Raw genomic sequence first — 25,182 nt, forward strand, 5'->3', positions numbered from 1 at the left:
GTTAAATCGAGGTACTATCAAATTATAACACCAATTATAAGTTAGGGTTTTTCACCCCGCGTGCGTCCAGGACTAATTCTACTATTTCAAATCTTCCAGCTTAATCCGAGGATCGACAGCTTTCAGCAGCAAATCCGCCAACAAATTCCCCACAATCAACATCGTCGCACCCATCATCAAACTTGCCATTACTAAATACAAATCTTGATTGTTCACCGCCTCCAAAGTCAGCTTTCCCAAACCCGGCCAATTAAAGAAAAATTCCGCAATAAACGCACCGCTCAACAAACTAGCAAACTCAAAACCCAACAGCGTAATCAACGGATTAACAGCATTCCGCAAAGCATGAATGTAAATTACTCGATCGTCCGGCAAACCTTTAGCCCGCGCTGTTCGGATGTAATCTTGACGCAGCACGTCCAACAATTGTCCGCGCATCAATCTTTGCAAACCAGCAAAACCAGTAACGCTGAGGGCGACAGTTGGCAAAATTAAGTGCCAGCCGTAATCGAGGATTTGACCCCACCAAGGTAAGTCTGCGTGGTCGATACTTGTCATTCCTCCGACGGGAAACAGAGGCGAAGTATTCTGAGCAAAAAATAGCAGCAGCAACGCTGTGATAAAGCTGGGAAATCCTTGTCCGGTGTAGCTGACTACTTGCAGAACTCGATCGACTGTGCGGTTTTGATTGACGGCCGCGACTATTCCCAAGGGAATCGCGATCGCCCAAGTTACAATCAAAGATGCGATCGCCATTAATAACGTCGCCGGTACCCGTTCCCACAGCAGCGAAGCTACGGATCGCTGATACACAAAACTCGTGCCAAAATTCCCCCGCGTCACAATTTGTTGCAGCCACAGCCAATACTGCACAATCGCTGGTTTATCTAAGCCGAACTGCTGTTCGAGTTGCTTGAGTGTCTCCGGCGAAATCTTGGGATTTTGGCTCAATGTATCCAAGTAATTTCCCGGTGCTAGCTCAATAATTGCAAAACAAAGCATCGATGCCAAAAATAGGGTTAAAAGTGCCTGCAACAGTCGCTTGAAAATATAAGTAAATGTCTCGCTGCTAAACAGAGAACTCAACCCTCGCCAATTTTGATTCAATTTAAGAGAAGTCATAGGATTTTAGATTTTAGATTTTAGATTTTAGATTTGAAGAATTGTGAATGATATTAATGCCGGTTGCATCGGAATGATTTAACCACAGAGAACGCAGAGAACGCAGAGAAAGAGAAGAGAGAAATAAATAATTGCGATGCAAAGGTCAAGGATATTATTTGTCAGGAGTTTTTATTCAACTGTCAGCAGTCAACTGTCAACTGTCAACTGTCAACTGCCAACAGTTAACTAACTAATATTCCACTAGCGTGACGATCGGCACATCGGGCAATTTCTGCCTGCCGCCCAAGGCCTGCAATTCAATGATAAAAGCAAAACCGACAAGCTCGCAGCCAGCTTGCTCTAACAATTTAGCCGTCGCTGCTGCTGTTCCGCCAGTGGCGATTAAATCGTCCACAATCAGCACCCGGCTGCCGGATGTCATGGCATCTCGGTGCATCTCCAGTCGATCGACACCGTACTCCAATTCGTACTCAGCAAAATGAACCGCACCTGGCAGTTTCCCCGGCTTGCGGACAGGAATAAAGCCTATTCCCATTTTATAAGCCAACGGCGCGCCAAAGATGAAGCCCCGCGATTCCATGCCCACCACATAGTCAACAGACATTGCAGAGCATTTTTCCGCTAAGCTGTCAATGGTGTAGCTCAGCCCTTGCGGGTCGCGCAGCAAAGTTGTAATGTCTCGAAACAGAATTCCCGGCTTGGGGAAATCAGGAATGTCGCGAATCAGAGATTTGAGATCCATAAGCTTGCAGATCGGCGTTGAGGGTAACGAGGCATCAAAAATGCTACAATAATAACGTCAAAATTGAAAAATTAAAAAATAAAAATTAAAACTAAGAGCTTTTTTAATTTTTATTCTTTAATTGCTTAATCCTTTACGTACTATGTAAACAAATGTCATAATTCCCTAACAACAGGGTTGAATATCACGATTTGTCGCCCTATGATCTAAAGTCAAAAATCTAATATCTAAAATCCAATGATTAAGTTGGCAGCACGAGTGGGTGAGGTTACTCCTTCTATAACCTTGGCGATCGCCGCTAAGGCTAAAGCTATGAAGGCCGAAGGGATTGATGTCTGTAGTTTGAGTACGGGAGAACCCGACTTTGATACCCCCGAACACATTAAAGCAGCGGCAAAACAAGCTCTAGACGCGGGGAAGACTAAGTACGGCCCTGTGGCTGGGGAACCGCAGTTAAAAGCTGCGATCGCCCGCAAACTCCAATCCGACAACAATCTCCACTATCAACCAGAAAATATCATTGTCACCAACGGCGGCAAGCATTCCCTCTACAATCTGATGATGGCTCTGATCGAGCCGGGAGAGGAAGTAATTATTCCGGCTCCCTACTGGCTAAGCTACCCAGAAATGGTCAAACTCGCTAGCGGCAAGCCAGTAATTGTACGGACTGATGCTTCTACAGGATATAAAATTACACCGGAACAACTGAGTCGAGCGATTACTCCCAAAACCAAGTTATTTGTACTGAATTCGCCTTCTAATCCGACGGGAATGGTGTATACTCCGGCGGAAATCAAAGCATTGGCCGAGGTGATAGTCGATCGAGATATTTTAGTCGTTGCTGACGAGATTTACGAAAAAATTATATATGACGACGCCCAGCACGTCAGCATCGGTTCCCTGGGCAAAGAAATCTTCGATCGCACCCTGATCAGCAGCGGTTTTGCTAAAGCTTACTCGATGACAGGCTGGCGAATCGGTTATTTGGCCGGGCCGATCGAATTAATCAAAGCCACCAACACCATTCAAGGTCACAGTACCTCAAATGTCTGTACCTTTGCACAGTACGGTGCGATCGCAGCTTTGGAAAGCAGTCAAGAGTCTGTCGAAACAATGCGTCTAGCTTTTGCCGAAAGGCGTCAGGTAATATTTGAATTACTCGATGCTGTCCCTGGAATTAGCTGTATTAAACCAGACGGTGCTTTCTATATGTTTGTCAACATCAGCAAGACTGGAATGAATTCTTTGGAATTTTGCGACGCTTTTTTAGAAAAGCAGCAAGTAGCAGTTATTCCGGGGATTGCTTTTGGCGCAGATGACCACATTCGCTTGTCTTACGCTACCGATTTAGGCACCATTAAAAAAGCCGTAGAAAGGCTCGATAAATTTGTCCGCAGCATCTAAAAATTAGTCTGTTGACTGTTAACGGTTAACTGTTAACTGTTAACGGTTGACTGTTAACTGTTAACTGTTCACAACTGACAACCAACAACTGACAACTGACAACCAACAACTGACTAATAATAACTAAAGCTGTTTAGTCATAATCTCTTTGAGCAAATCCAGCCCCTTCTTAACTCGCCGAGAAACTGTCACCGCACTGATACCCAAGCGTTCAGCCGTTTCCTTCTGAGTCAAATCGTAGAGAAAAACAAACTCCAATATCTCGCGAGTCCGTTGTTCCAACATAGCCAAAGCTTGCTGTACGCGAATTTGATCCTCTTGCGCCAACTGAAAACTCCGATACTTGCTATCGGGTACCAATTCTCCCAGACAAGTCGCCCCCTCGTCTTCATCTTGCATCGGCGCGTCCAAACTCAGAGGCGATCTGTTGAGATGGGCCAACTTAATTTCTTGCCATTCTTGTACAGAAACCTCAAGGGCTGCTGCTACTTCAGCATCCGTAGGTTTCCGGTTTAACTGCACCTGCAACTCCTTGATCGCTGCTACTGATTTGCGTTCCAGGGACTGCCAGTGGCGGGGAAAGCGCACCGAAGGGCTTTTGTCGCGCAAGTAGTGTTGAATTTCGCCCCGTATGTAGGGAATTGCAAAGGAACTAAAAGCGTGTCCCTTGGCGATATCAAACCGCTCGATCGCCCTGATCAACCCAATACATCCGACTTGCAGCAAATCGTCGTAGCTTTCACCGCACTGGTTGAGCCAGTGGTAAACTTCTTTTCTGACCAGTCCAACATTCAGTTTAACTAACTGATTGCGGATTTCATTCGATCCAGAAAGTTGGTACTCGCGCAACAATTGCAAATTTTCGCTTTTTAGCTCGTTCGGCACTGTGGTAGACATGGTGACATAAGGGTTGGTAGAGCAGAGGACTGAAGTTGCTTTAGATATAGTTTCCAATCTAGTCTAAAAAAATTCACTTTTAGGTAGTGTAATCCTAGCACTTAATCGGTGTGATAGCGGACACACCCGTTTAACTTTCCGAAGGTGCAGGGATTTAGCTGAATTATCCGAAGGTTTTCCGCATAAGGCAGAACTTTATCAGGTAGAAGACTTTCGAGACAAGCCAGAATTAAACCGGGATTTTGCCCAAGTATATTATAATCTGAAAGCGGTTTTAATACAATACTTTAATTAATTAAAAATTCCAACTTAATAAGTTGCGAATGACCACAGTTTAACCATAAATTTAGTCATTAGTCAACAGTCCTAAGTTATATTGCTCGAGACTGTTGGCTAATGAAGAGGGAGCAGGAGCTTTACGGCCAGAAACTGCTCAAATTCGATCGATCCTGAAAGCCAATTTTATGACACAGAAGGCTCAATGCGAGCGTAAAACAAACCCCGAATTTTCACGTCCAGAGCCGGTCTAGCTCCCAAATCAGTATCAGAAGGCTGCGTGCTCTCAAAAATCCCGCCAACTTCGCCTGTGGCGCTGTTGACTTTAGCAACTTGGAGAGAAATTTTGCCGGCCTTGGTGCGAGTGTCAGCAACCTTAACATTAGCCCGCACCCGTTTGGAATTGTCACTAGCCGGAAGCGCTACAGCATTGTCGTAGCCAGTCGATACCCCGCGGGCTTTAGGGTCTAAAAAGCCTGCGCTGCGGTAAGAAGGAACGTTAAACTCCCCTCTCAAATCGGTGGAAGTATTGATAGCAACCACTCCGGGTTCGGAACTTGCCACTAGCTGTTTAATGGTAAACAAGAAAGGTACTTGCTCTCCGCCCGGTAATTGAATCGTAATAGCTTGAAAATCCAAGCCGTCTTCTTCTGTGAAAGTCAGAGTTCCATCAGTACCGACCTTGAGCGTACCTTGAACTTGGTCAATGCTCGACGTGAACCGGGTCAGCAATTTACCAGGCACAAATTCCGCTTCTTGGCGTTTGTTTGCTGGTTCTTCCTTCACAAAATAAGTTGTGGGCTGCAAACACAAACCAGTCAGTTTATAGGTGGCGCCCGCTTCGATGGGGATCGATCCCCGAGAAGTTTCTGCCAAGCTAGGGCAGTTATTAGCCAAGCCAGTACCTCTAATCTGGTCGTAGGTGAGCAACTCAGTAGTTGCCACCGTCGTGTCAGAAGCAGAAGAACAAGCAACCAGCGCACTCATGCAAAAAGCTAAAAGTGCAACAATTAAAGCACGATATTTCATTGCAAACCTCAATATCCAACATCGGATTATATTAAGAAAAAGCCCTAGTTCGAGCAAAATATAATTGCCCGCCGGCAGGCTAGGCCAGCGCTTAGGGTAGCATTTAGATCCTGATCCCTCGCTTCACCGAGACCGGCATTGACTCAAAAAATCAAGCTAGTGCGTCGTGAAAATAAGCATGAACTTATGATTTCTCAATCATGTTCGGATCGCAGCCCAATACACATGGTACGACGGGTTGTGCTCTTTTCCTGACTTGGACTGCAAATTAATATTGCTTAAGTCAACCTACTTAAGTTACTTTGCTTATGACCCCGAATGGCGATCGCGACTAGCTCGATTAGTCGGTTGACCAAAAGGCTGGGGACAAAGGCCTTGTAGATTTCAAAGGAAGCAGCAGTATGGACAACGGCAAAGATTTAGAGTCAGAAAAGTTGCAGTCTCAAATGCAATCGCTGACAGAGGCGATTCGGACTTTAGGCGAAAGTTGTCAGGGAGACAGTCTGCTGCTTTTGGCCCTGCTGCGGAGGCTGGAAGCTTCGCACCGGGAAATTCGGGACGGTTTGTTTCAAGCGTCTTTTCCCGACAACCGCCAAGCACTTTACAAACTGCTCAGGAATATTGAAGCCAATGGCGGCTGGCCTTACATCCACCGCATGAAACTTCGATCGCTCTTGGAGTATAGCCAACAATTATCTCCCCTAGAAGATTCTCCAGCCGAGTCGCCAGAAGACTCGGCCGAAACTCCCCAGGACGTTAAATAGTTTTGAGTTATGAGTTTAGTGAGTTTTACATTAACTCATAACTCATCACTAAACTGCGCGATCGCACCTACAACCCGAAAGGTGGAGGGACAGGTGTAGGAAAAGGTATCAGGTTCGGCACCGTCGGGAATATCGGCGTCTGGCCCGGCATTGGCAATAGTCCGGGAGTCGGAGTCGGGGCCAGAGAACTCATTGACACCAGAGGCGAATCATCAGGCGGGCTAACTGTCGGTGCAGTAGGAATCCTCGCAGCAGTTGGCGTCGGAGTCGGAGTCGGTGCTGCTGTGGGAGTCGGAGTCGGCGCAGCAGTTGGCGTCGGAGTCGGCGCAGCAGTTGGCGTCGGAGTCGGCGCTGCTGTGGGAGTCGGAGTCGGTGCTTCCGTGGGAGTCGGAGTCGGTGCTTCCGTGAGAGTAGGCGTCGCTTCGTCCGTGGGAGTTGGAGTCGGTGCTTCCGTGGGAGTTGGAGTCGGTGCTTCCGTGGGAGTTGGAGACGGAGTTGGAAGTGATTCTGTAGTTGAAGTTTGAGGTTGAGTTGGATCTGTAATTGTGCTTGTAACTGTAGTTGTAGTTGTAGTGGTAATGGTGGTTGGCCTGGGAGTAGCCGTCCCAGTCACAGCGATAAAATCATTCGCTTCGATTAGCGCCGCCGGAGTGTCGATCAAAATTGCTAAAAGCTTGCCGTCGAGCGTCGTAATTACTGTATCCCTGACATTTGCACCGTTGCCTTGGGTAACTAGCAGTTGAGCGAAAGATAAATTGCTCGGCAGTCCAAAGAAATCCTCTGTGTCATTGTAATCAGTAATTAAAGCCAGACTGCCAGGCCCGGCTCCCAATCCAAAGACATCGCTGCCGCTGCCGCCAGTCAGAGTATCCGAACCCTCGCCTCCGATTAAAGAATCATTACCCTCTGCTCCAAATAAATTGTCATTGCCGAAACCGCCCAAAATTGTATCGTCGCCGATACCTCCAGCCAAGGAGTCATCGCCAAAACCGCCGTCGATACCATCATTACCTTTGCCACCAAACAAAAAGTCATTGCCTTCATCTCCCAGTACCGAGTCGTCGGCTTCATCGCCGCGAAGGGTATCGGAACCGGTGCCGCCAAAAACTGTATCGTCAGCCTTGCCGCCGAATATCTGGTCATTACCAGCATCTCCGAAAAGCGAATCGTTGTCAGCATTGCCGTACAAAGTGTCGTCGCCGTCGCCGCCGGTCAAATAATCGTTGCCCTCAGCGCCCAACATTTGATCTCTACCACTGCCGCCGTTGAGAGAATCGTTCCCCGCATTCCCGTAGAGAAAGTCGTCATCAGCATTGCCGAACACGGAATCGTCGCCGTCATTCCCTGTGAGGGTGTCGTTACCAGTACCGCCGGCAATTACATCAAAGCCTCCGTTGCCAAAAACTAAGTCGTCCCCGGCGTCTCCCAACACGCTGTCTATCCCGTCGTTGCCTTCGAGGATGTCGTTGCCCAAACCACCGCGAATTGAGTCGTCGCCGTTTCCGCCGGAAGCAAAATCGCGGCCTTGGTTGCCAATAAGTTCGTCATTTCCTTCACCGCCAATCAGCGAATCTGCTCCGTCACCTCCCAGAAGCTGGTCGTTGCCGCCGTCGCCCTCTAGGGTGTCATCTCCTCCCGCACCCAGGGCCGTGTCATCGCCATCTAAGCCGCGAATTCGATCGCTCAGCGGAGTTCCTAGAATAAAGTCGTTGCTGTCTGTGCCGATCAGGTTTGCCATACGGGATACACCGCTCCTAAATCAAATAAATTGTTTGAAATTATATTAATCACCTTCGTGACAAGGGATTGCTGCTTGCCTACGTTAGCATAGTTGAGATTGTGGGGATCAGGCGAAGGGGCGCGGGAAGTTTTGTCCCTGTTCGGAGTTGCGATCGGGGCTGGTATAAGGCCCGATTAGTCATTAGTCATTAGTCATCAGTCATTAGTCATTAGTCATTAGTCATTAGTCATTAGTCAACGGTTAACCGTCAACAGTCAACAGTCAACCGTCATCAGTTAACAGTCAACACTCCTCAGTCATCAGTCAACCGTCAACCGTCAACCGTCATCAGTTAACAGTCAACAGTCAACTTTTATTCGGTAACAGGTAACACTATCTCAAATTGAGTTCCCTCTCCCTGATGGGAATTCACCTCAATTGTTCCGCCGTGGGTTTCGACTACAATCTGGCGGGCGATCGCCAATCCTAACCCAGTGCCTTTTCCTACTGCCTTCGTTGTGAACAGATGGTCAAAAATCCGCTGTTTCACTGCTTCGGTCATGCCCGCCCCGTTATCGGCAATCTGAATTTTGATGTGTCGATCGCCCGACTGACTGGTACGAACTGTGATACAGTGGGGATAGGCTTTCAGAGCCTCGAAACTACCTCCTTGGCTTGATTCTTCTAGAGCATCGATCGCGTTAGCAAGCAGGTTCATAAAGACTTGGTTCAGTTGACCGGGAAAGCATTCGATTTGAGGGAGATTGCCGTAGTCTGTGACGACTTCGATCGCAGGATGGTGTTCGTTGGCTTTCAGCCGGTGTTTCAAAATTAAGATAGTGCTGTCAATGCCCTCATGGATATTAAACGGAACTTTGTAGTCTTTATCGGCTCTGGAGAAGGTGCGGAGGCTGGTGCTAATGCCGCGAATGCGATCGCACCCCACTTTCATCGACAACAGCATCTTTGGCAAATCTTCTAAGGCATATTCTAAATCAATATCCTCAGCATCTTGTTCAATTTCATCGCCAGGGTCTGGCAGTTTTTCTTGATATAATTTTAAGTGGGCAATCACATCTTTAATCGTGGTGGTTGCTTCCTCAATATTGCCGCTAATAAAGCCGACAGGATTATTAATTTCGTGGGCTATTCCTGTGACTAAATTGCCCAATGTGGACATTTTTTCGCTTTGCACGATCTGTAACTGTGCTTGCTGCAAATCAAAGAGCGATCGCTCTAATTCTTGTGCATAAGCTTGAGATTGCTGGTACAATCGAGCATTTTCTATAGAGATAGCCGCTTGGGCGCACAAAAGTTGGATGAGATCAGTGCGATCTTCTGTAAATGCACCAATTGTCAAGTTATTTTCTAGATATAGCAACCCGATTAATTTACCCTGATTTAAAATTGGCACGCACAGCACACTTTTGGGCTTTTTCTGCATCAAATACGGATCGGCAATAAAATCGTTTTGTACTGCAGCATTATCCAAAACCACAGTTTTCCAAGTCCGCTTAACATAGTTGACCACAGCAGCGGGAACCTCGTCGCTGGCTGACAGCGGTACAGATATTGAGATGACATCTTGATGGAAGGAGGCTACAGCTTCGATCGCGAGATTCCCATCCTTAAGCAACAGGAGAACTGCTTTTTTTGCTCCGGCATTTTCCATCACCACAGACATCAGTCCAGCTAGCAATTTTTCTAATTTAATTTCACTCGATAGAGTTTGGGAGGCTTTGAGAATAGCCGCGAAATCGAGGGTTTCGTAAATACTGTCGCACCTCGATAAAATTCGTGGGAATGTTTGAGGTAAGATTGACGATTTATTGATTGGGTGGAGGCGAGTTTCGCTGATTGCCAAACGGTTTTCTATTGCGTGCAATAGGGGAGCAAGAAGTTGGGGATAGCGTTTTTCTAAGTCATCGATTTTGGCTTTTGCACCCCAGCGATCGTAACAGTAATAAGCCTCTTGCATATAGGCTTGGGCCACTTTTTCTTTGCCCCAGTCGAGGTAGAATTTAGCTGCTAGTTCGTTAGCGAGGGCTTCTTCTTGGATGTATTTGTTTTCTTTCGCTCCAGAAATAGCGCGATCGTACATTTCAATAGCTTCTGCCCTCTGTCTGGCAACTCGGTATTTCTCTGCTTCTACCAACTGCCACTTATGCAATTGACACTCCCCGACCTAAAAGTGCGAGGATTCTTAATTCAGCGACTAACCTTTAAGTGTTGCGTCATGAAAGGCAATATTCAGACCTTTTAACCGTAGAAAACTACCAATTAACGAGCCTGATTCGCAGCCACCCCAGCGGGTCTATCTCCAAAAGCGTACTAGGATATTTACCTAGAGTTTGGGTATGCCCTACCCTACTTAACAATCCTAAAAGAATAGTTTGTTTTAACTGGTTTAAGGTTTAATTCAACCTCTAGCTGTTTAAAGAGTTTTCGCTGCTCTGCGTCCCCCGGTTTATACCTAAAAGTGTGTCTTAACTGTTTCACGATGGTAAAGGAATTAAACCTTGACTTTTATAGTATATCACAAATATAGGAACTTACTGGACTTGTTGAAAGAAGTTTTAAGAAATTAAAGCCGTCCTAGAAGGACAGGGTTTTAAACCCAAATTTTTGATAAATTTACCTGTAAGGCAGTCACCAACGCAAACAAAGACGAACCGACCACATAACAAACTGACACCATACTTGCCGCCACTTGCATGGTGGCCAGTTTTTGGGCATCCACTATCGCTGGCAGCTCGAATAACTCTTCAATCGGTCGATCGCCGATCGAGCTATTAATTTCCTGCACTGCTTGCTGAATATCTTCTGATGTAGGGCGATCGGGCAACTCAACTCCTAGTTCTTTTAGACTCAACAAACCGATAGCAATTGCTTCTAAAAACTTGTTCTGGGACGATAATGCCTGAATTTTGACGATGTAAACGCTCACTCGCTCTAGGGGAGTTCTGGTATGATAAATCACAGTGTCAATCCACTGATTCATCTGGTCAAAATCACCACAGAGTGAAGCCACTTCTGCTGCTATGTCGTGCAAGTTCAAGGTCATCTCGTACTGTCGTTGCCAAGCGCTCTCTCCCAGCAAATTTAGCCCGATCGCAGCATAATCGCGAGCAGCTTGATAAGCAGTAGCGCCTCTGGCTTTGCGGCAAGCCGTGAGGTTGAGTTGCGCCAATTCAGATCGTTCTGTTTGGTTTTCAATCAGCGCAATACCATAATTCAACTGATTGACAACTGAAAAAATTTCCTCTTCTATAGCTGCGGGTGAAATTTGCTGGATCGGCAATTGTCCAATCTGATAGTGAACGCGCGATCGCTCTTGTTCGGGAATTAAAGAATAGGCAGCTTGCTGAACGCGATCGTGCAAAAACTTGTAATTCACCACCTCCGAATTTTCGGCGTCCTCCTGTCTTTCTCGCCCCATATAAAACTTGTAGACTTCACTTTCAGGCAGGATTAACCCCTCTTGCAAAGCCTTCCACAAATCCGCCGCCGTTTCCGTTTCCAATTGCTCGGAAACAACTGCCAAAGTCCCCAAATCAAACTGATTACCAACACAAGCAGCCAACTTCAACACATTCTGAGTCGCTGGCGGCAATTTTTGCAACTGCAACGCCATAAACTCGACCACATCATCCGTCAGCGCTGCCTCCCTAACTCGCACAATATCGCACTGCCAATAACCAGCAAGCCGATCAAACTCAATCAGCCCATCCTGATGCAGTGCTTTGAGAAACTGCGTTGCAAAAAAGGGATTTCCCTGGGTTTTTTGTGCCAGCAAATCCGCCAACGGTTTTGCCCAATATGGAGCACAATTGAGCGTATCAGCAACCAAATGATTGAGACTTTCTGAACTCAACGGTTCCAGCGTCAGAGTATTCACCGTCGCCCCAGCTTTTGCCATTGCATCCAGTGTCAGCATCAACGGATGTGCTGCAAACACTTCATTATCTCGGTAGGCACCAATTACTAATAAATAGCCGGTTGCTGACTCGGAAACCAGCAGTTGCATTAACTGCAGCGAGGCGGAATCTGCCCACTGCAAGTCATCCAAAAACATCACCAGGGGATGTTCTGGTTTTGTGAACACCTTAATAAAATTTTGAAACAGCAAATCCCACCGATTTTGGGCCGCCGTTCCTGATAATTCTAGTGCGGGTGATTGTTGGCCAATAATTTTTTCGAGTTCGGGAATTACTTCAATAATGACTTGTCCGTTATCACCCAGTGCTTGCAATATTTGAGTTTGCCATTTTTTCAACTCCTCGTCACTTTCGCTCAACAATTGTCCCATTAAGTCTCGAAATGCTTGCACAAAAGCTGAGAAAGGAATGTTGCGATTAAATTGGTCAAATTTACCTTTGATAAAATAGCCGCGCTGGCGGACAATTGGCTTTTGAACTTCATTCACAACTGCCGTTTTTCCAATTCCAGAAAAACCACCTACTAGCATCATTTCAGTTCGGTCACTACTGACGCGATCGAAGGCTTCGAGTAGGGTTTCTACTTCTGTTTCGCGACCGTAGAGTTTTTCTGGTATAGTGAATCGATCGCCAACATCCCTCTGGGCGATCGTAAAACTCTCTATCTTACCCTTTTCTTCAAGTTGCTCCAAACAAAATTCTAAATCGAATTTCAGCCCCGACGCACTCTGATAGCGGTCTTCGGCATTTTTCCCCATTAATTTGCTGACAATCTCCGAAAGTACGGGCGGGATTTCAGGATTGATTTGATGCAGTGATGGTGGTTGCTTAGCAATATGACAGTGTACTAATTCCATCACATCGTTGGATTGAAACGGCAATCGTCCCGCCAGCAATTCGTAAAAAGTTACGCCCAAAGAGTAAAAGTCACTGCGGTAGTCAATGCCGCGATTCATCCTTCCCGTTTGTTCGGGAGACAAATAGCCGAGTGTTCCTTCCAGTACGTTAGGATTCATCAGGGTTTGAGTTTCTCGCGGCAGCAAAGATGCAATACTAAAGTCAATGAGTTTGACTTGTTTTGTATGCGGATTAATTAAAATATTGGCGGGTTTAATGTCTTTGTGAATTATCCGGTGGCGATAGAGTATATCTAATGTATCACTCAGGTCGATCCCAACTTGCAAAAACTCCATCAGAGACGGCCCAGTTTCCCTTTCTTCCGTCCATTCTTTTAGAGAAATTCCCCCAAAGTCTTCCATTACCAACGCATAGCTGTTGTGGTAGGTTTCTAAGCTGTAGGTTTCGATGATTCCGGGCAAGTTGAGGTTTTTGGCGATCGTGTACTGATTACGAAATTGCACCAGTTCGCTGAAGCTGGGATAATTATTCCGCAAGACTTTGATGGCGACTGGCTGTTTGTCGTCAATACGGAAAGCTCGATAAACTAGGGTGCGAGTTCCTGAGTAAATGCGATCGAGAATTTGATAACCTGTCAATGTAAAATTTATACTTGCCATACTTTGATTCTTCCCGTCCTCAGCGGGCTATTTCCACATTAGCAGAAGCCAATACAGTTTCCCAGTCCAGTGATTGTTAAATTAATATGACATAGAGCGCTCAACATTTGTGATGGGGATCACTGAAATACACTTTTAAAACTGACCCAATCCTATTTTTATTAAAAATTAAAGAGCCTCATCCATATTGGAATAGTGAATAATAAACTAACGCAGCCGAGACCGATCGCTGTTACGGCTAATTCGCGATCGAGATTGAAAGCTTCTGCCAACAACGTAGTACCAAAAGCAGGAGGCATCGCCATTTGCAGCACTAGCACGAGTCGCGGCGCGCCCGCGATGCCAAAAAACGTTAATCCCGTGCCAATTACCAAGGGAATAAACAGCATTTTAATCGCCAGACAAGCCAAAACTGGTTTGAGGTTGTGCAAGGAATTCAACTTGCTCAACTGCATCCCGATCGTAATTAAAGCTAAAGTAATTACAGTCCAAGCGCCTGTTGTTAACAATTCTGCGATTTGTGCCGACAGCGGCAAGCTGCGCGAGATAAATCCTAAACCAAAAGCCCACAGTGCCGGATTCTGAAAGATTGCCTGCAGGGGTGTTAACCAACCCTGACGGCGATCGCTTTTACCGCAGTGAGAAGCAATAGCAACTCCCAGTATATTCATTCCCATCGTAGTGCCTAGCAAGTCGTAAAACAACGCCCAGGCAAAGTGTTCCGAACCTAATAAGGACAAGGTGACGGGAATGCCTAAAAAACCCGTATTACCCAGCATCGTTGCCAATAAAAAGCTGCCTTGAGTGGGCAAACTCCAAGCGCTGGTGTGTTCCGGGCTATTTTGGGCCGGATTAAGACTCTTGAAACGTTCCTCGCCGACACCGAAATTTATCAAAATCCCAGCGAGTCCTCCACCTGCTAGAATTGCCGCCCAAGCTATCAGCGGCGCCATCCAAATAGCGCCCGACAAATTGGCGCTGCGGATAAAAGCAACAATGCTCAATGGCGTGCCAAAGAAGAAAAGAAACTTGGCTAAATATGTAGAATAGCTTCTCGGTAGCAGGCGGCCGAGAATGAATCCCAACGTCACCCATCCGATTAGATTTAGATAAAGTTTGAGCACCGGATTTTCTAAATAAACCATGATTGACTAAATATTTTCTAAACGACTTATACCAATTTTTTATGAGCCTCCATAGAATCCGATCCCCCCTAGCCCCCCTTAATAAGGGGGGGACAAGATTCCGATCAAAGTCCCCCTTCTTAAGGGGGATTTAGGGGGATCGAGATATGTGCAACTTCACATTAAATTGGTATTACGCAGATCCACTACTTTTGCCAAAACAGCCCACCTTTAGCCTATCGCCGCAGTTTTCCCTGGCATCGCAGGGCTAAATATTAATGATTATTCAGCCTCGCACATAATTTTCCACACAGGCCTTGACATCCACAGAAGCGCGTGTCATGATTAAGTTGATGAATAAGTCAACATAGGTGAAAACTATGGCACGGCAAGCAAAACAATCATCTCAAGTCAAACGTTCCAGCAGCCAAGCAGCCTCCAATACTCGCACCAAGTTTACCCTCTACAATTTTGCCGGAAACGCCAAGGCATTCTATCTAGTCGATCGCATTAATTTAGAGAGAACACCAGGCGATATCCCAGAAAAATCCGTCGCTCACAGCATCATCATCATCGATCGTTCCGGCTCAATGTATTATGACTTAGAACCGCTGAAAGAAACCCTAATCAAGCTTTTGACCTTAGACGAATACAACAATTACCAGCTAATTGTCAGCCTGATTTCCTATGCTGGCAATGGGGACGTAATTTGTCATTTCCAGCGAATTCCCATTCAAGAAGTGCTGAAGCTTGACTCTCCATACGTCAAAGAAATTCAAAAAATCGACACGGCTGGCTATACCTGCATATCGCAGTCGATGCAACTTGCTAAATCTCTGGTTAAAGCGGGAGAAATGACAGCTATAAATTTGCACACAGACGGCTATGCAAATGACCCCAGTGCCAATTCGGAAGCTGCAAAACTAGGGGAAATTTGCGAAGAACTCAAAGACATGGATGTGTTTGCTAACACGATATCCTATGCCTCTGCTGACTTCAAACTTCTCTCCAAAATTGCCAATACATTATCGGGAAATTGCATCCGCGCGGGCGAAGTTAAAATGGTTTATGATGCTCTTTACGACAGCACAAAACTGTTAGGCAGTTCCGTTGCACCGCCGCTGGAAGAACCGTTAATTAAGGAATATGATTATCAAGTTTTTGTTTCCAAAAGTGGCAAGAAAATCAACGCTTCATCGAGTACGCTGAAAATCTGCGGGCTGAAAGCAGACGATCGCGGACTGTTTTACAAATATCAGAAAGTCGCCAAAGATGAGTATGACAAATTAGATGTTCCCGTTGCTCAAACTGATGAGTCATTCGATTTTAGATTTTAGATTTTAGATTTTGGATTGACCCCAGGGATAAATGCGGGGGCAATAAGTGATTTTCGATTTTCGATTTGGGATTGATTCCACGGATAAATCACGTGGCGGGTACCACATGAAGAAATTCGTGGTCGGTGTTGGCTTTTGCGAAAGCTAACCTCGCTGACGGCAATTTAAATACGGCTAAGTATGCGCTGGCGAGCACCTTCGATGCTACTTTGACGGAAAAACACGCGAAAGCTTTGACAAATGCCCAAATAGCCGAGTTTACGGAAGATTTGGAAGAGGCTGTTTTTGCGCCTGATGTGTTGAAAAATCATGAAATTGGCGATCGGGTAAAAGTCAGCGATAAAATTTCCCTGCTGGAGTTAATCAAGATATTGGAGGAAAACAGCAACAGCATCATCATCAACTTGAAACACTTGCAAGAAAATTATCAGCGAAAAGGTTTGAAGCGAATTGAAGGAAAGCGAGACGAAAACGGCAACCTTGTCAAGCCTTGGCTGAAAACTGAATTCTTAGATGGTGGCGAATACGTGCAAATGGGTTCATTTGCCATCAATCAAAATACCGCTACCATCAATATGCTGATTACCCGAAAAGCTAAGCTGGTAAAAGTTGAGGATGAAACTTTAATCGCCGAAGTGGCGGGAATTCTAGTTACAGACCTCAATACTTTCAACAATTATACCATTGTCAGCGACGGCGAAGTTAATATTAAGTCGCTGCGAACCAAAATCAGCAGCAAACCTGTGTTTGATTTGCTCAAAAAATGCGGTCTCCTTGAAAAAAACGGTTCGCCCGTGCAAGAATTTGACTTCCGTTCCGAGTACGATATTAAGTTAGATACTTTGCCCCTCGTGCCTTTTGACGGGCGTTACGGCAGCATTGACGGAGTGTTTGAGGAACTAGCAGAAATCAAAATTCTCTCTAGCATTCTCTCGGCTCATTTGAAGGAGGAATCTGAGGCTTACACTGCGGAACAATTGGAAGAAGTGAAACAGCATTATCTGTCAAAAAGCCTTTACATCAACTTTCCGACGACGACAGAATACACAGATTTAAAAAGTGCGATCGCCAACGGTTCAGTAGATTCGCGAGTCAGCTACAAAATCGACATCGGCAGCAAAAACATCCTCAACTTCGGCAAGTTGCACTCGGCCAACAAATTTCTCGATCGCCTTTATGAAGTTTACCACAAAAACACGGGCGAAAAGCTAGCAAAACCGACATTTGACATCACCTTAGATGAGCCTGTTGTCTTCGCCCACAAAACGCTGTCATCCCGAACAAAAATCACCAAAGTTGACGACTTGATGAAACTGATTTTTGATGAGTTTTTGGGGTTGGAGGATAACGGAATTGTTAGCGCTACTTTAGCCAAAGTGGGTGCAGATAGTTTGCTGCGCCTTTTGCAAGCGAAATGGCAGGGAGAAGATGTCAAGCGAGACGAATTTGTCGCTGCTTTAGCTAATGCGAATGAGCGACTGGAAGCTTATGCTGAAAAAGTGTACAGGGAAAAAGTTTCACCGCTGGTTTTCTATATCGGTTCTACTGGACTTATCCCGGATGAAATGGAGGCAAAAGCGGCGACTGCTGAGGAAATTAATTCTAAATACGGCAACTTGCAATTTTCTAAAGATGAGCAAGAGGGGATGTTTTTTGAAGTGGGAGACTGCATTATTAGCGTGTATGCTAAGAATGAGTATTTCACTGTAGGGAAGTAGGAATTAGGGTGGGCTTTTGCCCACCTTGGTTAAATATTTTTATTGGAAGGGCGATCGATTCCACGCCGGAGATTTTGCTGAGAGTTGACCAAGAATTTCAAAGGTGGTACCCGCCACGTAATTTATCCGTGGAATCAATCCAAAATCTCAAATCTAAAATCCTCAAGCCCCCGAATTTATCCGTGGGTTCAATCCAAAATCCAAAATCTAAAATCTAAAATAGAATGACTGCTTTACTGCATCAGTTTGTGGAAATTATTACCAGGGCGATCGCAAGATGATTGGGAACATCTCAAATTTGCAAATAGACTGCTAAGCTGTCGCGCATTTAAATTGTATATTCAGGGCGGGCGGGACGCCCATCCCACAAGAACCATCACGCATTCTAAGTTATTTAATTCTCATTCCATATCCGTTATTTTTCGATAAAATATATTGCAAATCGACTTTTTACATCTATTGAAGAGCTGGAGTATTTATTGCAGATCCTCTTAAATGAAGGACAATTAATAATTAAATGGGGTCGCCAAATCAAAAACAAGGGTAATGCTTGTATAGTTTAAATATGCAACAGCTTATCTCAAAAAAAAATAGGCTAGCCATATTTCACAGCGCCTATCTCTATCCAAATTTTAATGGTTCCCCGCAACGCCGTCTTACCTCAGCTTTTGACCTGGTATTTTACCAGGTGGGTACCGTTGGCTCGGACTTAAAGTTTCTGGGTACAAGCCCAGTTTACTGCTGTCCAAACATCTTGATTCCCGAGAGTTAAGAGTTATAGATCAAAAAAACATTATTGGCAGTCACCAACGTCGCAGTAGAACCTTTATTAAATATATACCAACTAACCCGATTTTGGCAAGCTTCGAGCAATTTAACTTGCATACCAGATGGATTCTACGGTTTGAGCGATCGCCAGTGCTTGCGATCGCCCCTGAGCCACCAAGTCCGCGTCGAGCACAACTGTAACGTGACCGAGTTTGCGGCCCGGACGCGATACTTCCTTACCATACCAATGGACAAAAGCACCACTAATTTGTGCCAGTTGTTGTCTTTTTGCTAAATAATCGGACTGGGCAGACTCGTAGCCTAGCAAATTTACCATCACAGCGCCTGCACATTTCAGAGCCGAATTACCTAAAGGCAGTTGACAAACTGCGCGCAAATGCTGTTCAAATTGGGAAGTTTCGCAAGCATCGATCGTAAAATGTCCCGAGTTGTGAGTGCGGGGTGCAATTTCATTGACTAACAGCTTATTGTCGGCGGTTAAAAATAATTCAATGCCGAATACGCCGACAGCTTGCAAACTGTTGAGGAGAGTGCGGGCGATCGCACAAGCTTCATTTTTCACCTCTAAACTAATATCAGCGGGCGCAATCACCAGATGACAAACCTGATTTTGCTGCTGAGTTTCCACGATCGGATAAGTCGCAATTTCCCCATTTGCCGATCGAGCTGCAATCACAGCCAACTCGCGATCGAACGGCACAAACTCTTCCACTAGCAAAGACTGACCTTGGAGTGTAGCACGAATTGACTCAAAACTCCCCCGATCATTAACAATAAAAGTACCTTGGCCGTCATAACCGTGGCGGCGAACTTTGACGACAAAGGGAAAGTCGATCGATCCAGCATCCGAGTCTCCTGCAATCTGCACGCTGTCGGAAACAGAAATTGCCGGAAAGTCGATCGCCACCGAATCAAACAATTCCGGGGGCAAATCCGCGCTGCAATCCCATTCCCAAAACCTCGGAGTTGGCAAACCCAAACCTTGTAAATAACAGCGCTGAACGTACTTATCCAACAAAGGAGAAAGCGACGACAAACTCGGCTGAAATAACACACCTTGCTGTTCTAGTGGCAGCAAACCATCTAAATTTACAAACTCATTTTCAAAAGTAATAACATCGCATCCAGCCGCCAATTGAGCCGTAGCCAAAACATCATCAACAGCAGCCAAAACAGCACCAGCAGCAACAGAAACGGCCGGGTCAGTAGCATGGGGAGTTTGCACTACCAATTCAATACCTAGCGCCCTAGCAGCATCCCCCATCATTCCAGCTAGCTGGCCGCCGCCGACAACGCCCACCCGCTTAAATTTGGCAGACGAACTCGCAGCGGTTTGATTTGATTTCATGTGAGTAAAATTCCGCAGAGTCAACCTGCCTATCTTATCGCTATTTGTCGCCGGATGAATTACAGTAATTGCAGAGTTAAAAGCCAGAAAATAGTTTTAATTGCAGGATTAAATCGAGGCAGAACCTAGAAAAATTGGGCAGCTAAAGTCTTTAATTATTGCACGCTCCCAGCCATTGAGAAACAGCCGTCGAACCCCACTCCTCCAGAAAAGTGCCACATCTAGCAATTCCCTAGCGCCAAGCATGGCATAATTGACAGCACTGCAAAAAGCAGATAGACAGATGCCAACACTGAAAATCAGACATTCAGGGAACACAATTTATAGGTGAGGATACTGTGAAAGTTTTAGTTGTGGGAAACGGAGGTCGCGAACACGCGATCGCAAAAAAACTGCTAGAATCTACGCGGATTAAACAAGTATTCTGCGTGCCTGGGAACGGCGGCACAGCTACCACCCCAGGCTGTCAAAATCTGTCGCTCAACATCGACGACTTCCAAGGCATCGAACGCTTTGCGATGGTCAACAACATCGGATTAGTCATCGTCGGCCCCGAATTGCCCCTATCGCTAGGCATCGCCGACTATTTCCAACAGCGAAAAATGATGATTTTCGGCCCCACCAAAGCCGGCGCCCAAATTGAATCCAGCAAATCCTGGGCCAAAGAACTGATGCTCGAAGCAGGCATCCCCACACCCAAAGCTGCCGTATTTACAGACGCAGAAGCAGCCAAAGCATACGTTCTGGAACAAGGAACCCCAATAGTCATTAAAGCAGACGGACTCGCATCAGGCAAAGGAGTCACCGTTGCCACCACCGTCAAAATGGCTCACAGCGCCATCAACACCATTTTCCGAGGCGAATTCGGCACCGACAACATCCGAGTCGTCGTCGAAGAATTCTTAACCGGTCAAGAAGTCTCGATTCTCGCCCTCACCGACGGCATCACAGTGGAACCGTTGCTGCCGGCCCAAGACCACAAAGCTATCGGCGAAGGCGACCAGGGAGCCAACACCGGCGGTATGGGAGCCTACGCCCCAGCGCCCATTGTCACCCCGGAACTCATGGAAAGGATTCAAGAAGAAATTCTCGAACCCACCCTCTCCGCACTGCAAAAACGCAAAATCGACTACCGGGGTGTACTCTACGCAGGTTTAATGATTACCCCCGACGGAGAACCCAAAGTCTTAGAATTCAACTGCCGTTTCGGAGATCCCGAAACTCAAGCGGTTTTGTCACTGCTGGAAACGCCTTTAGAAGATTTGGTGCTCGCCTGCTGTCAGCAGCGTCTCGGTGAATCTTCTATTCGCTGGAAGTCGGGGGCCTCTGTTTGCGTAGTTTTGGCTTCTGGGGGCTATCCTGGAAGTTATCAAAAAGGCAAAGTTATTACAGGTATCGAGGAAGCTGAAGCCAAAGGAGCAGAAGTCTTTCACGCCGGCACCCAGTTGAAGCACCAGCAGTTGGTGAGCGACGGCGGCCGGGTTTTGGGCGTCACCGCAGCGGGAGAAACTTTGGAACAAGCTATCTCCACAGCTTATGCAGCAGTTGATTGCATCCAATTTGAAGGCGTCTACTGCCGTCGGGACATCGGTCGCCGAGCTCTGGGCGATAAAAATTAGGAATTGCGACATCGACCGCCATCCGAAAGCCAAGCAATCTCAATGTAGAAATGTAACAATGAAGTTTGGTATCTCTGCGGTGGCGGTAGCGGACAAGTCGCATCAGAAAATTTTATCTGAAGCCAACTGAATTTATCTTGCTTTTAATATTGAACGGGTGAACTGGTGAAATGCTGGCCATACTAAACAAAATCGGAGAAATTATTGCCCGCTGGTGGTCGGATTTTACCCTCCAGACCCGCCTGATGGCCGCTGCTACCCTCGTAGTGTCGTTAATTATGAGTGGCCTGACATTCTGGGCCGTGAATACTATCCAGCAAGACGCCCGACTTAACGATACTCGTTACGGCCGCGACCTCGGCTTGCTGTTGGCAGCAAATGTGGCGCCGCTGATTGCCAACAACGATCGCTCCGAAGTCGCCCGCTTTTCCCGCCAATTTTACAGCAGCACCTCCAGCGTCCGCTATATGCTTTACGCAGACGAAGCGGGAGATATTTTTCTGGGGATACCCTTTTCGGAATCCGAGGTGGAGACTTCCCTGACACTGCGCCGCCAGATCAAACTTCCCGATAATTTTCTCGCCGATATTGAGGCGAGAAATTTAACTTCTTTGCCTTTGGTGCGGCAGCATTTGACCCCCGATGGAGAAGTTACCGATGTATTTGTGCCGTTAATTCATGAAGACAAATATTTGGGAGTTTTGGCGATCGGCATTAACCCAAATCCCGCAGCAGTTATATCTTCAAATCTGACTAGGGATGTCACTTTAGCAGTATTTGTGACTATTTGGGTGATGGTCATTTTGGGGGCTGTATTTAATGCCCTGACAATTACTCAGCCGATAAAACAATTAGTCTTCGGGGTCAAAAACATTGCCAGCGGGAATTTTAAGCAGCGAGTTGACCTGCCTTTAGGCGGAGAATTGGGCGAGTTAATTGGCAGTTTTAATGAAATGGCCCAGAAACTCGAAAGTTATGAAGAACAAAATATTGAAGAACTGACAGCGGAAAAAGCTAAGTTAGAAACTTTGGTATCAACGATTGCTGATGGCGCGCTTTTATTAGACGCAAATTTGCAGGTGATTTTAGTTAATCCGACAGGGATGCGGATTTTTGGATGGGAAGGCAAAAATGCGCTTGGAGTAAATGTTCTCAACATTTTGCCTTCGGAAGTGCAGCAGGAGTTGGCTAGACCTTTGCAGGAAATAGCTGCGGGCGATCGCGACGGCGGCGAATTTCGCATCTCCATGAGCGAACCAGTTAACCGTACAATTCGCATTGTTTTAACTACAGTCATTCTGCACAAAGCGCCCGGTGCCGAACCGCTGTGCAGAAGCTGCATCCGCCACGAGCAAAATACCTGTACCGAACCACAACGCCCGGTAGCTGTAGAGTGTACTTTCTACGAGCAAACCTCCAAGCATCAAGGTTCCGGAAATTACCGAGAAAGTCTCAAAGGCATTGCAATGACAGTGCAGGACATTACTCGGGAAGTAGAACTAAATGAGGCTAAAAGCAATTTTATCAGCAATGTTTCTCACGAATTGAGAACGCCTTTATTTAATATCAAATCTTTTATCGAGACTCTGCACGAGTACGGAGAAGACCTTCTAGAAAGCGAGCGCCGGGAATTCCTAGAAATTGCCAATCGAGAAACCGATCGACTAACTCGTTTAGTAAACGACGTGTTAGACTTGTCGCGACTGGAATCCTGTCGAGTTTATCACTTGGAAGCTGTTGACCTACCGCAAGCTGTGGAACAAACCCTGCGGACTTATCAGTTAAATGCTAAGGATAAAGGCATTGAATTAGAGCAAGAAGTTGACCCGTATTTGCCGCCTGCTTTAGGTCATTACGATTTGCTGCTGCAAGTATTTGCAAATTTAGTAGGAAATGCCTTAAAATTTACTGAGTCCGGCGGCAAGGTGGCAATTCGAGCGTATTTGCTAGAGTCGGAGACGCCCACCTACAAAGACGGTCAATCCGTCAACCAAAACTTGTCACCGGATGCTAAACATTTTCCGGTAGTGCGGATCGAAATTTCTGATACTGGGATTGGCATAGATCCTGAAGACCAACAAGCAATATTCGATCGCTTTTTCCGGGTAGAAAACCGAGTACACACTTTAGAAGGAACGGGATTAGGTCTTTCTATTGTCAGAAACATTATTGACAAGCACCACACTAAAATTAATTTAGTTAGCGAAGTTAATGTGGGTACGACTTTCTGGTTCGACTTGGCAGTTTATCAGCCGCAACAAACAGTAGAGATGGAAAATTCTTGGCCCGTGGAAGCAACGGTGGAGAGTGAAACAATTGCGAGTCATATTAAGTGAGCCCACTTAATTAAACGTAAAACGCGATCGGTGTTAAAGCCCCGACTTCTTTAAGAAGTGGGGGATATGCCTATTCTTTGTAAAGATTCTCCTAATAGGCCTGACCAAACGCTGACATCATCAGGGTGGATTATCCTTAGCTGTCCTATCTAAGCTCAATTTTACCGATAAAACTACATACCAACACCAATAAGTACCAACCCCCAATAGTCCCCCCTCTGTCAAATTGGTCATTAGCATAAATGTTAATAAATACAAAGGCAAACCTGACTCTGGAAAAGGTCCTTTAACTAGGTACTTTATACCTCTAAATATATTATTCAAAAATGACCCAATAAACAACAAGAGTCCGGCCCAACCCAGTTCGCAAAGTATATCAATAAAACCATTGTGAGAGTGGGGTGGCACAAAACCAGTTTTAGCTACTACAATTCCGTAAGCGGGATTTTCCGAGCGACGCCACCACTGCCAAAATCCTTGTATTCCATAACCAAATATGGGATTGTTTTGATTAATTCGATCAATAATTAAAGGCCAAAAATCGGTTCTACCTGTTAAAGTCATATCTTTTTTCAAACCATCCACAATAATAGCCTCTAAATTATTTAATACCAAAATACTTATACCTATACTACCGACCAAAAATAAGATAAAGCAGAGAAAAGCCCATTTTACAGGTAATTTTTTTAAGAGGGCTAAATAACTCCACAAACTGATTAATACCACTGTCAAAATCCGACTAGCACCACTACAACCTTTTTGCAATCCTACTAAAGCTATTAAAGTTATAAATAATGATAAATATCGATACTTACGATCCTTAAAAGCATATAAAAGCCATAAAGAAGCTGTATTAGCCATTTGAAAAGAAAAAGGGTTTTTATGACCTAAAACTCCTGTCCAACAACCGTCTGGCGCTGCATTTGTTTTCACAAGTGACCATAAAGCTAATAAACCAGTTAGCCATCTCAATAATCCATAAATTTCTAACCAACTATACACTTTCCCTACATAAATAGAAGCCAGTGTTACTACCCAAATAGCAAAAATAGCCCTAAAAGTAATTTCAGGAGTTTGTGACCACAAGCCCGATAAAGTCATAATCAACAAAAACAAACCTAAAAAAATGTCTCCTGCTATCCATTTAATGCACATAGAAACTGTTTTTTGGGTAGTTTTAGTTAAGCGGGGAAATAGCATTAATATCATGCCCCCATAAATGGCAATTTGAGCAATCATCGTTGGGGGTGTAGTTTCTAAGTTGTAGAAAACGTTAGGATGGAGTTTGGTAAAGGGCATTGCCGTGATCCCCGAACCACCAGTGATGGTAAAAAAAAGTATGCCCACAAAAATCTTTTCTAATGTGCCACTCAATTTCGGATGGCGTGCAGCTAAAATATAAATAGTCACAAACACGATAAGCGTTAAACACAATAGCATCAACGCAAACATCGGCATTCTTAAAATATCTTTCATGGCTTTACCTCTATCATAAATTT

Annotated in this window: 14 protein-coding genes, 1 other RNA gene and 3 pseudogenes; 7 read left to right on the forward strand and 11 right to left on the reverse strand. The window is 45.5% G+C overall.

Features of this window, described 5'->3' with window-relative positions:
• Nucleotides 1–81 precede the first annotated feature (81 nt).
• Nucleotides 82–1,122: an ABC transporter permease gene (locus tag QT984_RS04020; protein ID WP_333053685.1), complete on the reverse strand. Its 1,041-nt coding sequence runs from the start codon at nucleotides 1,120–1,122 to the stop codon at nucleotides 82–84.
• Nucleotides 1,123–1,354: 232 nt separating this feature from the next.
• Nucleotides 1,355–1,867 (reverse strand): adenine phosphoribosyltransferase, encoded by a 513-nt coding sequence (locus QT984_RS04025; protein WP_333040475.1) that lies wholly within the window; start codon nucleotides 1,865–1,867, stop codon nucleotides 1,355–1,357.
• Between the two features lie 237 nt (nucleotides 1,868–2,104).
• On the opposite strand from QT984_RS04025, the gene QT984_RS04030 reads away from it, so the two are divergent.
• Nucleotides 2,105–3,271, forward strand: coding sequence for a pyridoxal phosphate-dependent aminotransferase (locus QT984_RS04030; RefSeq protein ID WP_333231777.1), 1,167 nt, complete (start codon nucleotides 2,105–2,107; stop codon nucleotides 3,269–3,271).
• Between the two features lie 123 nt (nucleotides 3,272–3,394).
• On the opposite strand, the gene QT984_RS04035 is transcribed toward QT984_RS04030, so the two are convergent.
• Together QT984_RS04035 and QT984_RS04040 are read right to left on the reverse strand one after the other, a co-directional pair.
• Nucleotides 3,395–4,168: an RNA polymerase sigma factor SigF gene (locus QT984_RS04035; RefSeq protein WP_333053793.1), complete on the reverse strand. Its 774-nt coding sequence runs from the start codon at nucleotides 4,166–4,168 to the stop codon at nucleotides 3,395–3,397.
• Nucleotides 4,169–4,630: 462 nt separating this feature from the next.
• A complete protein-coding gene (locus tag QT984_RS04040; RefSeq protein ID WP_333053687.1) occupies nucleotides 4,631–5,473 on the reverse strand; it encodes a photosystem II manganese-stabilizing polypeptide in 843 nt (280 codons plus the stop codon).
• A gap of 401 nt (nucleotides 5,474–5,874) precedes the next feature.
• On the opposite strand from QT984_RS04040, the gene QT984_RS04045 reads away from it, so the two are divergent.
• A complete protein-coding gene (locus QT984_RS04045) occupies nucleotides 5,875–6,237 on the forward strand; it encodes a hypothetical protein (RefSeq protein WP_333053688.1) in 363 nt (120 codons plus the stop codon).
• A gap of 67 nt (nucleotides 6,238–6,304) precedes the next feature.
• Here the strand turns inward: QT984_RS04045 and QT984_RS04050 are convergent, their stop codons facing one another.
• The 4 genes and pseudogenes from QT984_RS04050 to QT984_RS04065 form a co-directional block, all read right to left on the reverse strand.
• A complete protein-coding gene (locus QT984_RS04050; RefSeq protein WP_333053689.1) occupies nucleotides 6,305–7,975 on the reverse strand; it encodes a calcium-binding protein in 1,671 nt (556 codons plus the stop codon).
• 355 nt (nucleotides 7,976–8,330) lie between these two features.
• Nucleotides 8,331–10,127 (reverse strand): annotated as a pseudogene (locus tag QT984_RS04055) (GAF domain-containing sensor histidine kinase); the annotation flags it as partial.
• Nucleotides 10,128–10,583: 456 nt separating this feature from the next.
• Nucleotides 10,584–13,412: pseudogene (locus QT984_RS04060) on the reverse strand (ATP-binding protein); the annotation flags it as partial.
• Nucleotides 13,413–13,573: 161 nt separating this feature from the next.
• On the reverse strand, nucleotides 13,574–14,557 hold the full coding sequence (locus QT984_RS04065; RefSeq protein ID WP_333373285.1) for an AEC family transporter: 984 nt from the start codon (nucleotides 14,555–14,557) through the stop codon (nucleotides 13,574–13,576).
• A 359-nt stretch (nucleotides 14,558–14,916) separates the two neighbouring features.
• Between QT984_RS04065 and QT984_RS04070 the strand changes: the two genes are divergently transcribed.
• From QT984_RS04070 to QT984_RS04080, 3 genes and pseudogenes are all read left to right on the forward strand, one after another.
• Entirely contained in the window at nucleotides 14,917–15,873 is a 957-nt protein-coding gene (locus QT984_RS04070) for a hypothetical protein (protein WP_333312637.1), read from the forward strand.
• A 128-nt stretch (nucleotides 15,874–16,001) separates the two neighbouring features.
• Entirely contained in the window at nucleotides 16,002–17,591 is a 1,590-nt protein-coding gene (locus QT984_RS04075; protein ID WP_333231769.1) for a hypothetical protein, read from the forward strand.
• 428 nt (nucleotides 17,592–18,019) lie between these two features.
• A pseudogene (locus QT984_RS04080) lies at nucleotides 18,020–18,154 on the forward strand (IS630 family transposase); the annotation flags it as partial.
• A 73-nt stretch (nucleotides 18,155–18,227) separates the two neighbouring features.
• Here QT984_RS04080 and ssrS read toward each other — a convergent pair.
• Both ssrS and QT984_RS04090 read right to left on the reverse strand, forming a co-directional pair.
• Nucleotides 18,228–18,415: non-coding RNA, 6S RNA (gene ssrS, locus QT984_RS04085), on the reverse strand.
• Between the two features lie 50 nt (nucleotides 18,416–18,465).
• Complete coding sequence (locus QT984_RS04090; protein WP_333231766.1) at nucleotides 18,466–19,728, reverse strand: 5-(carboxyamino)imidazole ribonucleotide synthase; 1,263 nt, start codon at nucleotides 19,726–19,728, stop codon at nucleotides 18,466–18,468.
• 338 nt (nucleotides 19,729–20,066) lie between these two features.
• On the opposite strand from QT984_RS04090, the gene purD reads away from it, so the two are divergent.
• The gene (purD, locus tag QT984_RS04095; RefSeq protein ID WP_333208178.1) at nucleotides 20,067–21,347 is read left to right on the forward strand and encodes a phosphoribosylamine--glycine ligase; all 1,281 of its coding nucleotides are present in this window, start codon (nucleotides 20,067–20,069) and stop codon (nucleotides 21,345–21,347) included.
• A gap of 170 nt (nucleotides 21,348–21,517) precedes the next feature.
• A complete protein-coding gene (locus QT984_RS04100; protein WP_333053697.1) occupies nucleotides 21,518–23,683 on the forward strand; it encodes an ATP-binding protein in 2,166 nt (721 codons plus the stop codon).
• Nucleotides 23,684–23,803: 120 nt separating this feature from the next.
• On the opposite strand, the gene QT984_RS04105 is transcribed toward QT984_RS04100, so the two are convergent.
• On the reverse strand, nucleotides 23,804–25,159 hold the full coding sequence (locus tag QT984_RS04105; protein ID WP_333053698.1) for an O-antigen ligase family protein: 1,356 nt from the start codon (nucleotides 25,157–25,159) through the stop codon (nucleotides 23,804–23,806).
• Nucleotides 25,160–25,182 lie beyond the last annotated feature (23 nt).

Origin of the sequence: Microcoleus sp. Z1_B2 (assembly GCF_036700325.1) — a bacterium.
Taxonomy (GTDB): domain Bacteria; phylum Cyanobacteriota; class Cyanobacteriia; order Cyanobacteriales; family Microcoleaceae; genus Microcoleus.

What these genes read in the sequence shown, in the direction of transcription:
- QT984_RS04020 (WP_333053685.1), bottom strand. Translation starts at nt 1,122, where the DNA reads ATGACTTCTCTTAAATTGAATCAAAATTGGCGAGGGTTGAGTTCTCTG.
- QT984_RS04025 (WP_333040475.1), bottom strand. Translation starts at nt 1,867, where the DNA reads ATGGATCTCAAATCTCTGATTCGCGACATTCCTGATTTCCCCAAGCCG.
- QT984_RS04035 (WP_333053793.1), bottom strand. Translation starts at nt 4,168, where the DNA reads ATGTCTACCACAGTGCCGAACGAGCTAAAAAGCGAAAATTTGCAATTG.
- QT984_RS04105 (WP_333053698.1), bottom strand. Translation starts at nt 25,159, where the DNA reads ATGAAAGATATTTTAAGAATGCCGATGTTTGCGTTGATGCTATTGTGT.
- QT984_RS04100 (WP_333053697.1), top strand. Translation starts at nt 21,518, where the DNA reads ATGCTGGCCATACTAAACAAAATCGGAGAAATTATTGCCCGCTGGTGG.
- QT984_RS04030 (WP_333231777.1), top strand. Translation starts at nt 2,105, where the DNA reads ATGATTAAGTTGGCAGCACGAGTGGGTGAGGTTACTCCTTCTATAACC.
- QT984_RS04065 (WP_333373285.1), bottom strand. Translation starts at nt 14,557, where the DNA reads ATGGTTTATTTAGAAAATCCGGTGCTCAAACTTTATCTAAATCTAATC.
- QT984_RS04070 (WP_333312637.1), top strand. Translation starts at nt 14,917, where the DNA reads ATGGCACGGCAAGCAAAACAATCATCTCAAGTCAAACGTTCCAGCAGC.
- QT984_RS04040 (WP_333053687.1), bottom strand. Translation starts at nt 5,473, where the DNA reads ATGAAATATCGTGCTTTAATTGTTGCACTTTTAGCTTTTTGCATGAGT.
- QT984_RS04045 (WP_333053688.1), top strand. Translation starts at nt 5,875, where the DNA reads ATGGACAACGGCAAAGATTTAGAGTCAGAAAAGTTGCAGTCTCAAATG.
- QT984_RS04090 (WP_333231766.1), bottom strand. Translation starts at nt 19,728, where the DNA reads ATGAAATCAAATCAAACCGCTGCGAGTTCGTCTGCCAAATTTAAGCGG.
- QT984_RS04050 (WP_333053689.1), bottom strand. Translation starts at nt 7,975, where the DNA reads ATGGCAAACCTGATCGGCACAGACAGCAACGACTTTATTCTAGGAACT.